This window comes from Mycobacterium sp. (assembly GCF_049802695.1).
Classification (GTDB): domain Bacteria; phylum Actinomycetota; class Actinomycetes; order Mycobacteriales; family Mycobacteriaceae; genus Mycobacterium.
This window is the reverse complement of sequence record NZ_JBARMY010000222.1, coordinates 1-9,981: the sequence shown is the minus strand read 5'-3', so window position 1 is coordinate 9,981 and position 9,981 is coordinate 1. Positions and strand designations below refer to the sequence as shown.

9 protein-coding genes are annotated in these 9,981 nt (G+C 66.3%); 6 read left to right on the top strand and 3 right to left on the bottom strand.

Annotated features, from left to right (window positions below; all coding sequences use genetic code 11):
- Nucleotides 1-159: 159 nt before the first annotated feature.
- The 4 genes from glyA (at nt 160) to WA317_RS08990 (ending at nt 4,862) form a co-directional block, all read left to right on the top strand.
- Nucleotides 160-1,440, top strand: a complete 1,281-nt coding sequence (glyA, locus tag WA317_RS09005) for a serine hydroxymethyltransferase (RefSeq protein WP_425172701.1) — start codon at nt 160-162, stop codon at nt 1,438-1,440.
- Nucleotides 1,441-1,515: 75 nt separating this feature from the next.
- Nucleotides 1,516-2,346, top strand: a complete 831-nt coding sequence (locus WA317_RS09000) for an acyl-ACP desaturase (RefSeq protein WP_425172700.1) — start codon at nt 1,516-1,518, stop codon at nt 2,344-2,346.
- A gap of 256 nt (nt 2,347-2,602) precedes the next feature.
- A complete protein-coding gene (locus WA317_RS08995) occupies nt 2,603-3,904 on the top strand; it encodes a PhoH family protein (RefSeq protein WP_425172699.1) in 1,302 nt (433 codons plus the stop codon).
- A 76-nt stretch (nt 3,905-3,980) separates the two neighbouring features.
- Complete coding sequence (locus tag WA317_RS08990; protein ID WP_425172698.1) at nt 3,981-4,862, top strand: polysaccharide deacetylase family protein; 882 nt, start codon at nt 3,981-3,983, stop codon at nt 4,860-4,862.
- A 15-nt stretch (nt 4,863-4,877) separates the two neighbouring features.
- Here the strand turns inward: WA317_RS08990 and WA317_RS08985 are convergent, their stop codons facing one another.
- From WA317_RS08985 to glpX, 3 genes are all read right to left on the bottom strand, one after another.
- Nucleotides 4,878-6,023 (bottom strand): hypothetical protein, encoded by a 1,146-nt coding sequence (locus WA317_RS08985; protein ID WP_425172697.1) that lies wholly within the window; start codon nt 6,021-6,023, stop codon nt 4,878-4,880.
- Nucleotides 6,024-6,172: 149 nt separating this feature from the next.
- Nucleotides 6,173-7,588: a class II fumarate hydratase gene (locus WA317_RS08980; RefSeq protein ID WP_425172696.1), complete on the bottom strand. Its 1,416-nt coding sequence runs from the start codon at nt 7,586-7,588 to the stop codon at nt 6,173-6,175.
- 46 nt (nt 7,589-7,634) lie between these two features.
- Complete coding sequence (gene glpX, locus WA317_RS08975; RefSeq protein WP_425172695.1) at nt 7,635-8,756, bottom strand: class II fructose-bisphosphatase; 1,122 nt, start codon at nt 8,754-8,756, stop codon at nt 7,635-7,637.
- A gap of 68 nt (nt 8,757-8,824) precedes the next feature.
- Here glpX and WA317_RS08970 point away from each other — a divergent pair, with 68 nt between their 5' ends.
- Nucleotides 8,825-9,487, top strand: coding sequence for a DUF4245 domain-containing protein (locus tag WA317_RS08970; protein ID WP_425172694.1), 663 nt, complete (start codon nt 8,825-8,827; stop codon nt 9,485-9,487).
- Nucleotides 9,484-9,981: dienelactone hydrolase family protein (locus tag WA317_RS08965; RefSeq protein WP_425172693.1), on the top strand; the 498-nt coding region annotated here is incomplete at its 3' end. The genes WA317_RS08970 and WA317_RS08965, both read left to right, overlap by 4 nt.

Sequence of the window (9,981 nt, the reverse complement as noted above, 5' to 3'; positions counted from 1 at the left end):
GCGACGATGCAGAGCGCGCGGGGGTACCCCAGCGAAGCGAGGGGACGCGACGAGGAGGAGCCGGACAATCCGATTAGACAGCGCCGCGTCGCGTCGAACCCGGTCGATAGACTGGCGCCCGTGACTGCCGCACCAGATGCCCGCACTGCCGCTTCCGTGATGTCGGCGCCGTTAGCCGAAGTCGACCCCGACATCGCCGACTTGTTGGGCAAGGAGCTCGGCCGCCAGCGCGACACCCTGGAGATGATCGCCTCGGAGAACTTCGCGCCGCGTTCGGTGCTGCAGACCCAGGGCAGCGTGCTGACGAATAAATACGCCGAGGGTCTGCCCGGTCGGCGCTACTACGGCGGCTGCGAGTACGTCGACATCGTGGAGAACATCGCCCGCGACCGCGCCAAAGCGCTGTTCGGCGCTGACTTCGCCAACGTGCAGCCGCATTCGGGCGCGCAGGCCAACGCCGCTGTGCTGCATGCGCTGATGTCGCCGGGCGAACATCTGTTGGGTCTGGACCTGGCCAACGGCGGCCATTTGACTCACGGCATGCGGCTGAACTTCTCGGGCAAGCTGTACGAAGCCGGCTTCTACGGGGTTGATCCCAAGACGCACCTGATCGACATGGACGCCGTGCGGGCGAAGGCGCTCGAATTTCGGCCCAAGGTGCTGATCGCCGGCTGGTCGGCGTATCCACGGATTCTCGACTTCGCGGCGTTCAAGTCGATCGCCGAAGAGGTCGGCGCCAAATTGTGGGTGGACATGGCGCACTTCGCCGGCCTCGTCGCCGCCGGACTGCACCCGTCGCCGGTGCCGCATGCCGACATCGTGTCGACCACCGTGCACAAGACCCTCGGCGGCCCGCGTTCCGGTCTGATCCTGGGTAAGCAGGAGTACGCCAAGGCGATCAACTCTGCGGTGTTCCCGGGCCAGCAGGGCGGGCCGCTCATGCACGTCATCGCAGCCAAGGCGGTGGCGCTGAAAATAGCCGGTGGCTCCGAGTTCGCCGACCGTCAGCGGCGCACGCTGTCGGGCGCGCGCATCATCGCCGAGCGATTGCTGGCCGATGACGTGAGCAAGGCCGGTGTGTCAGTGGTCAGCCGCGGCACCGACGTGCACCTGGTGCTGGTCGATCTACGCGACTCGCCGCTGGACGGAAAGGCCGCCGAGGACCTGTTGCACGAGATTGGCATCACCGTCAACCGCAACGCCGTGCCCAACGACCCCCGGCCGCCGATGGTGACCTCGGGCCTGCGCGTGGGGACGCCCGCGCTGGCCACGCGCGGGTTCGGTGACGCCGAGTTCTCGGAGGTCGCTGACATCATCGCTACCGCGCTGGCCGCGGGCTCAGGTGTTGACGTGGGTACGCTGCGTGACCGGGTCGCCGGCCTGGCCCGACAATTCCCGCTCTATGAGGGGCTGGAGGACTGGCAGTTGGTCGACCGCTAGCCCGGCGTTCTCGCCCGCCGGGCGACACGTCCGCGCGATTTCACGAAACCCGTTAACGCCGGTTACAGTTACTTTATGGCACAGAAACCTGTACCTAACGCGCTCATCCTTGAACTCGAGCCGGTGGTGGGTGACGAGCTTGACCGTCACCTCGACACCGAGAACCTGTGGTTCGCGCACGAATTCGTGCCTTTCGAGCAGGGCGAGAACTTCGCCTTTCTCGGCGGGCGTGACTGGAGCCCGTCCCAGGTGACGTTGCCCAAAGTCATCACCGACGCGTGTGAGATTCTGCTCGTCACCAAAGACAACCTGGCCGGTTACCACCGCGAACTCGTCGAGCACTTCATTCTGGAAGAAAACTGGGGCCAGTGGATCGGTCGGTGGACCGGCGAAGAACACCAGCACGCGATCGCGCTGCGCGAGTACTTCGTTGTGACCCGCGAAATCGACCCGACCGCCAATGAACGGGTTCGCTTCGAGCATGTGGCGAAAAAGGGTTACCGCGCCGACCACTATTCCCAGATCGAGACCCTGGTGTTCATGGCTTTCTTCGAGCGCGCGCACGCGGTGTACTGCAACAACCTGGCCGCCCGGATCGAAGAGCCGGTGCTGGCCGGGCTCATCTCCCATATCGCGCGAGACGAAGAGCGACACGAGGAGTTCTTCGCCAACCTGGTTGCGCACTGCCTGCAGTACTCTCACGACGAGACAGTGGCCGCCATCGCCGCCCGCGCTGCCGAACTCGGCGTCGTCGGCGGGGACATCGACGCCTATCGGGATAAGCTGCAAAACCTAGCGGACGCGGGGATTTTCGGCCCTTCGCAGCTGCGGCAGGTGATCTCCGACCGGATCAGCGCCTGGGGCCTGGCCGGTCACCCTGACTTGCGGCAATTCGCCACCGCCTAGCGGTGGTCGCGTCCGGGTGCGGCGCGCCTGCACGGCGGCCACCCGCCGATCAGAGTAGCGTCGCACGTGATGGCTAGCGACATGCTCTGCTATCCGGGCGGCACCTCGCATTACGACTATCGCAGGGCCGGCCCCGGTCCTTATGCCGCAGCGCCCGCCGACTTGTCCGTACGGGGCCGCGCGGACGCCGCCCGGCGACGATGCGGCCCGTTGAACGGGCCACTGGTGCGGCGGGCAATAGCTCAAGGAGCCATCTGTGACCGATCTTCGGACGTACGTGCTCGACACGTCCGTGTTGCTGTCTGACCCGTGGGCGTGCAGTCGGTTCGCCGAACACGAAGTGATCGTCCCGCTGGTCGTGATCAGTGAATTGGAGGCCAAGCGCCACCACCACGAACTGGGCTGGTTCGCCAGACAGGCGTTGCGGTTGTTCGATGATCTTCGGCTTGAGCATGGTCGTCTAGATCAGCCCATTCCCGTTGGGACACAGGGTGGTACGCTGCACGTTGAGCTCAATCACACCGATACTGCCGTGTTGCCCGTGGGGTTTCGCACCGACAGCAACGACTCGCGAATACTGAGCTGCGCCGCCAATCTTGCCGCAGAGGGCAAACGGGTTACGTTGGTCAGCAAGGACATTCCGCTGCGGGTCAAAGCAGGCGCCGTGGGCCTGGCGGCCGACGAGTACCACGCGCAAGACGTCATTACCTCCGGGTGGACCGGTATGGCGGAGATGGAAACCGCGGCTGACGACATCGCCGCGCTGTTCGCCGACGGTGAGGTCGACCTCGCCGGTGCCCGAGATCTCCCGTGCCACACTGGTATTCGGCTGCTCGGCGGCACCTCCCACGCTCTGGGCCGGGTCAACGCCGAAAAACGCGTGCAATTGGTTCGTGGTGACCGCGAGGTGTTCGGGCTGCGCGGCCGTTCCGCGGAGCAGCGCGTAGCTCTCGACCTGCTGCTCGATGAGTCGGTGGGCATCGTGTCGCTGGGCGGCAAAGCGGGGACGGGAAAGTCGGCGCTGGCGTTGTGCGCGGGGCTGGAGGCCGTGCTGGAGCGGCGGACTCAGCGCAAGGTCGTGGTTTTCCGTCCGCTGTACGCCGTCGGCGGCCAGGAGTTGGGCTATCTGCCCGGCAGCGAAAGCGAGAAGATGGGCCCCTGGGCGCAGGCGGTCTTCGACACCCTCGAAGGGCTGGCCAGTCCGGCGGTGCTTGAGGAGGTGCTGTCGCGCGGGATGCTCGAAGTGCTGCCGTTGACGCACATCCGGGGTCGCTCCCTGCACGATTCATTCGTCATCGTCGACGAGGCTCAGTCGCTGGAGCGCAACGTTTTGTTGACCGTGTTGTCACGGCTCGGCACGGGCTCGCGGGTGGTGCTGACTCACGACGTTGCTCAGCGCGACAATCTGCGGGTCGGTCGACATGACGGGGTGGCCGCGGTGATCGAGAAGCTCAAAGGTCACCCGTTGTTCGCCCACATCACGTTGCTGCGCAGCGAGCGTTCACCGATCGCGGCGTTGGTCACCGAGATGCTCGAGGAGATCGCCGGACCGCACTGAACTGCCGGGGTCGGCGTCCCTAGATGGCGGCGTCCACAGTCGCGGTGCGGTTTCAGCCGGCGGGTAGGCTGCCAGGGTGCCGAAGCGATCCGACACCCAGGCGTGGCGGTACCGGCGGACCGTTCTGGGGCTGGTCGCCGCCGCCGCCGTGCTGTTGATCGGTGCGTTGACCGGGCACGTCAAGCGAGCCGGCGCCGACGACGTGGATTGCTCGGTGATCAAGTGCGTGGCGCTGACATTCGACGACGGGCCAGGCCCTTTCACCGACCGCTTGCTGCGCATCCTCCAGGACGACAACGCCAAGGCCACCTTCTTCTTGATCGGCAACAAAGTCGCCGCCAACCCGTCGGGAGCCAAGCGCATAGTCGATGCCGGTATGGAGATCGGCAGCCACACGTGGGAACACCCCAACATGACAACGATTCCGCCGCAAGACGTCCCGGCTCAGTTTTCCAGAGCCAACGACGCGATCACCGCCGCGACCGGCCGCACCCCGACGCTCTACCGGCCCGCCGGTGGACTGTCCAACGACGCGGTACGCCGGGCCGCCGCTCAAGTCGGGCAAGCCGAAATACTTTGGGATGTCATTCCTTTCGATTGGATGAACGACTCGAACACCGCCGCGACGCGCCAAGCGCTGATGAGCCAGGTCAAACCGGGTTCGGTGGTGTTGTTCCACGACACCTACTCCAGCACCGTCGACTTGATCTATCAGTTCATCCCGGTGCTGAAAGCCAACGGCTACCGGCTGGTGACGGTCAGCCAGATGCTCGGGCCGCGGGCGCCAGGAAGCAGTTACGGGAGCCGGGACAACGGTCCGCCGGTCAATGTCCTGCACGACATTCCGGCATCCGAGATCCCGGCGCTACCCAACACACCGTCACCCCGGCCGATGCCGAACTTCCCGATCACCGACATCCCGGGCCAGAACTCCGGCGGACCGAACAACGGGGCATGAAGCGCCCGACGCGCGTCAGGATTGATTGACGTGCAGCGCCGCGATCACCGCATCGATGGTGGCCCGGCTGCCTGCGTCACCGATAGGTGATGCGCCGAAGAAGATAGTGACCGGTTTGGTCTTGACGGCGATGATCGTCACCGAATCACCCGGCACATGACGGGTGGAGTCGCTGATCGTGATGTCGGCGTCCGCCCGGGCGGCCTCGGTGCCGTCGACGGTGGTGGTTGACGTCTTGATCGGGCCGAGGCTGGGCCCGGACTGCGAGTAACCGGGTCCGGTGGCAAAGCAGTTCATCAGCTTCGATGCCTGGTCGTCGACGCTCATGCTGGTGACGAAATTGGTGACGGCGAGTTCGGCCTGCATCATCCACTGGTTGGCGTTGGGCACCTCTTGCGCTACTCCCACGGCGCCGATGGCGTTGGGGGTGGAGCTGTCCGAGATCGGCATCCAACCGGGTGCTGCGCTGGTGGGGAACGACAGTGCACCCGCGCTGACGGTGTCGCCGCTGGGCGCATCGCCACCGGATACGTTCGGTGTGCAGTCGGTGGCATTCTGCTGGGAACCGCCCGGCTGCGGCGCACCGGGCGAAGCGCTGCTGGGAGCACTTCCCGCCGTCGACGGCTCCGCCTGGTTCGAGTTGTTGTGATGGCCGACGATGAGGACCAGGGCCACCACGAGTGCGATGATGGCAAGCAACGCGATGCCGCCACCGATCAGCCAGGATTTCTTCGAGCCGGGGCCGCCCGGCGGCGGCCCGGGCGGATACGGCCCGGGCGGGTACTGCCCCGGTGGGTACTGCCCCGGTGGGTACTGCCCGGGTGGGTACGGCCCCGGTGGGTACTGCCCGGGCGGGTACGGGCCCGGTGGGTACTGTCCCGCTGGATAAGATCCGGGCGGATACTGCTGACCGGGCAGCGGAGCTTGCTGAGGCGGAGCCGAACCCATGGCGTATGGGTCGCCGTGCGGGGTGTGTCGGTAGGGGCCGCCCTGCGGGTTCTGATACGGGTCGCCTTGCGGCTGGCCGCCGTGATACGGGTCGCCTTGCGGCCGGCCGCCCTGATACTGGTCGCCTTGCGGCTGGCCGCCCCAGTAAGGGTTCTGCCAATATGGATTTGCGGAGGGATCCTGACCATAGGGACCGCCAGGGGGAGCCGTCATTGCTGAACCACCTTCATCGTCATCGGCACCCTCAGGTGAGGGTCGCCGCATAACCGCATCGCGGCCGCGACCGGCTGCATTACACCATCATGCTCGACTCGCTCGCGCAGAGGCTCGCCGCCGCTCCTGGCCGCATCACGCGGATCGGCCTACCGATTCTCGTCTGACACCTTGGCCATCGCCAGCACGTCGAGCCGGCGGTCCAGTTCCTCGATGGAAAGCTTTTCTCCGATCAGCCCACGGTCGATCACAGTCTGACGGATCGTCTTGCGTTCCTTTAGTGCCTGCTTGGCCACCGCGGCGGCCTCCTCGTAGCCGATCGCCGAATTCAACGGGGTCACGATCGACGGTGACGACTCGGCCAGCTCGCGCAGTCGTTCGACGTTGGCCGACAGACCGCTGACGCAGCGGTCGGCGAACAGTCGCGACACATTGGTCAGCAGCTTGAACGACTCGAGCACGTTGCGCGCCATCATCGGGATGTAGACGTTGAGTTCGAAGGCGCCGTTCGCGCCACCCCAGGCGATCGCGGCGTCGTTGCCGATCACCTGCGCCGCAACCTGCGTAACCGCTTCGGGCAGAACCGGATTGACCTTTCCGGGCATGATGGAGCTGCCCGGCTGCAGATCCGGCAGCTGGATCTCCGCCAGGCCCGTCAACGGACCGGAGCCCATCAGCCGGATGTCATTGGCGATCTTGGTCAGCGACACCGCGATGGTGCGCAGCGCTCCAGACGCTTCAACCAAGCCGTCGCGGGCAGCTTGAGCTTCGAAAGAATTGGTGGCCGAACGCAATTCGGTCAGCCCGGTCCGGTCGACCAGCACCTGCACCACCTTCGTGCCGAAACCGTCCGGGGCGTTGAGACCGGTTCCGACCGCGGTGCCGCCGATCGCCAGCTCACCCAGGCGCGGCAGCGTCGCCTTCACCCGTTCGATACCGGCCTCGATCTGACGGGCGTAACCGCTGAACTCCTGACCCAGGGTCACCGGGACCGCGTCCATCAGATGGGTGCGACCGGATTTCACCACCGTGTGCCACTCGCGCGACTTGCCGGCCAGCGCCTCGTGCAGCACCTGCAGCGCCGGAATCAGGTGACGCACCGCGGCTTCGGTGGCGGCGATGTGCGTCGCGGTGGGAAAGGTGTCGTTGGATGACTGCGACATGTTGACGTCATCGTTGGGATGCACAGTCACACCGTTGGCGGCCGCGATGGACGCGATCACCTCGTTGGTGTTCATGTTCGAGCTGGTACCCGACCCGGTCTGGAACACGTCGATGGGGAATTGGTCGTCGTGGCGGCCGTCGGCGATCTCGTCGGCGGCGGTGATGATTGCGTCGGCCCTCTCCGGCGCCAGCAGTCCCAGATCTTTATTGACCTGTGCGCAGGCGCCTTTGAGCAGACCCAGGGCGCGGATCTGGGTGCGCTCCAATCCTCGCTCGGAGATCGGGAAGTTCTCCACCGCGCGCTGAGTCTGCGCGCGCCACAAGGCTTTCGCGGGAACTTTCACTTCGCCCATGGTGTCGTGTTCGATGCGGTACTCGGTGTCGGTGGCATGAGGAGCCATAGGTCGGATTCCCTTGTTCGTTGGCTGTGACGGTGCCCGGGCTCCGTTACGGCAGCGGATACTGCGCCGTGCTGTCACCGGTGAAGTCGATGGCGGAATACTCGGTCAGTTTCGAGAGCCGGTGGTAGGCCTCGATCATACGGACGGTGCCCGACTTCGAGCGCATCACGATCGACTGGGTCGTGCAGCCACCAGGATAGTAGTGCACGCCCTGGAGCAGGTCACCGTCGGTGACGCCGGTGGCGCAGAAGAAGACATTGTCACCGGACACCAAATCCTCGGTGTTCAAGACCTTTTCGAGGTCGTAGCCGGCGTCGATCGCCTTCTGGCGTTCCTCGTCGTCCTTGGGTGCGAGCTGGGCCTGGATCTCCCCGCCCATGCACCGGATGGCCGCCGCGGTGATGATGCCTTCCGGGGTGCCGCCGATACCGGCCAGCAAGTCTGTTCCCGAGTTTGGACGGCATGCCGAGATGGCTCCTGCCACGTCACCGTCGGTAATCAACCGAATACGCGCCCCGGTGGCGCGGACGTCGTCGATGAGTTGGTCGTGACGGGGCCGGTCGAGGATGCACACCGTCATGTCGCGCACCGACAGGCCTTTGACTTTGGCGACCGCGCGGATGTTCTCAGCGATCGGCGCGGTGATGTCCAGCACGTCGGCGGCGTCGGGGCCCACGGCGACTTTGTTCATGTAGAAGACCGCGGACGGGTCGAACATCGCGCCCCGGTCGGCGACCGCCAGCACCGAGATGGCGTTCGGCATGCCTTTGCTCATCAAGGTCGTTCCGTCGATGGGGTCGACGGCGAAGTCGCAGTCGGGGCCGTCGCCGTTACCGACCTCCTCGCCGTTGTAAAGCATCGGCGCCTGGTCCTTCTCGCCTTCACCGATGACGACCACACCGCGCATCGACACCGAGTTCACCAGCTCGCGCATGGCGTCGACCGCCGCACCGTCGCCGCCTTCCTTGTCGCCGCGGCCCACCCAGCGTCCGGCCGCCATTGCTCCGGCTTCGGTGACACGCACCAGTTCCAGGGCCAGGTTGCGGTCGGGCGCCTCGCGACGGGAGACCGGCGGCGAGGAGGAGTGGGCGCCGTGAGCTTCCGTCCGTGACGACGAGCCGGGTCCCGGCGAGGAGGTAGCGGCGTCATCAGGTTCAGCACGCGTCATAGTGTCCGATTGTCCCAGAAGCGGGCGCACGCTCTGGAGCCAGGGATACCAGCTGAGATACTGGTGAAGTGACCACTCAGCCGCAACCGGCTCCGAAACCGGCCAAGCCCCGGCTGCTGCAGGACGGTCGCGACATGTTCTGGTCGATCGCCCCGCTGGTGGTGGCGTGCATAGTGCTGGCGGGGCTCGTCGGGATGTGTTCCTTCCGGCCCGCCGGCACCGAGCGGGGCTTGGTTCCGTCCTTCGACGACGCCGCCGCTCTGCGCGCCGATGCGCAGACGCTCGGCTTCCCCATCCGGCTGCCCCGGCTGCCCGCCGGCTGGCAGGCCAACTCGGGCAACCGCGGCGGCATCGACAACGGCCGAACTGACCCGTCCACCCGGCAGCCGCTGCGCGCGGTCACCTCGACCGTCGGCTTCATCAGTCCGACCGGAATGTATCTGAGCCTGACACAGAGCAACGCCGACGAGGCAAAGCTCGTGGGCTTCATTCACCCCTCGATGTATCCCACCGGCGTGACGGACATCGACGGCACCAAATGGGTTGTGTACCAGGGCTCGGAAGATTCAGGCGGGGTTGAGCCGGTGTGGACGACACGTCTGGCCAGCCCGGGCGGCGCGGCACAGCTCGCCATCACCGGAGCCGGAAGTGAGCAACAGTTCCGCACGTTGGCCGCGGCCACCCAGTCACAGCCACCGCTGCCGGCCAATCGATCGGAGGCACCGCGATGACGGGATCCGAAGCGGACCTGACCGGGTGGTCGGTGGCGCCGTTCACCGGAGGCGGCTACACCCACGACGTCTACCGCAGAGGTCAGGGCCCCGGTGTGGTGGTGATCCCGGAGCTCCCCGGCATCCATCCCGGTGTCCTGGGGCTGGGCAACCATCTGGTGGACAGCGGCTTCACCGTCGTTATCCCGTCGTTGTTCGGGGAGGCGGGTCGGCCGCACTCGTTGGGCTACCTGCTTCCGACGCTGGCGCGCGCATGCGTGGCGCGGGAGTTCGCGGCGTTCGTTACCAGCAGGCAGCGCCCGGTGTCGGTATTCCTGCGCGCGTTGGCCCGTGACCTCAAAGCGACGACCCCCGGCCCGGGTGTCGGGGTGATCGGCCAGTGCTTCACCGGCGGGTTCGCGCTGGCCGCCGCGGTCGACGACAGTGTGCTCGCCCCGGTGCTCAGCCAGCCCTCGCTACCGCTGCCGCTGACGCCGGCGCAGCGGCGCAATGCC

Coding starts and splice junctions, on each gene's coding strand:
- glpX (WP_425172695.1), bottom strand. CDS start 8,756: ATGACGCGTGCTGAACCTGATGACGCCGCTACCTCCTCGCCGGGACCC.
- WA317_RS09000 (WP_425172700.1), top strand. CDS start 1,516: ATGGCACAGAAACCTGTACCTAACGCGCTCATCCTTGAACTCGAGCCG.
- WA317_RS08980 (WP_425172696.1), bottom strand. CDS start 7,588: ATGGCTCCTCATGCCACCGACACCGAGTACCGCATCGAACACGACACC.
- glyA (WP_425172701.1), top strand. CDS start 160: ATGTCGGCGCCGTTAGCCGAAGTCGACCCCGACATCGCCGACTTGTTG.
- WA317_RS08985 (WP_425172697.1), bottom strand. CDS start 6,023: ATGACGGCTCCCCCTGGCGGTCCCTATGGTCAGGATCCCTCCGCAAAT.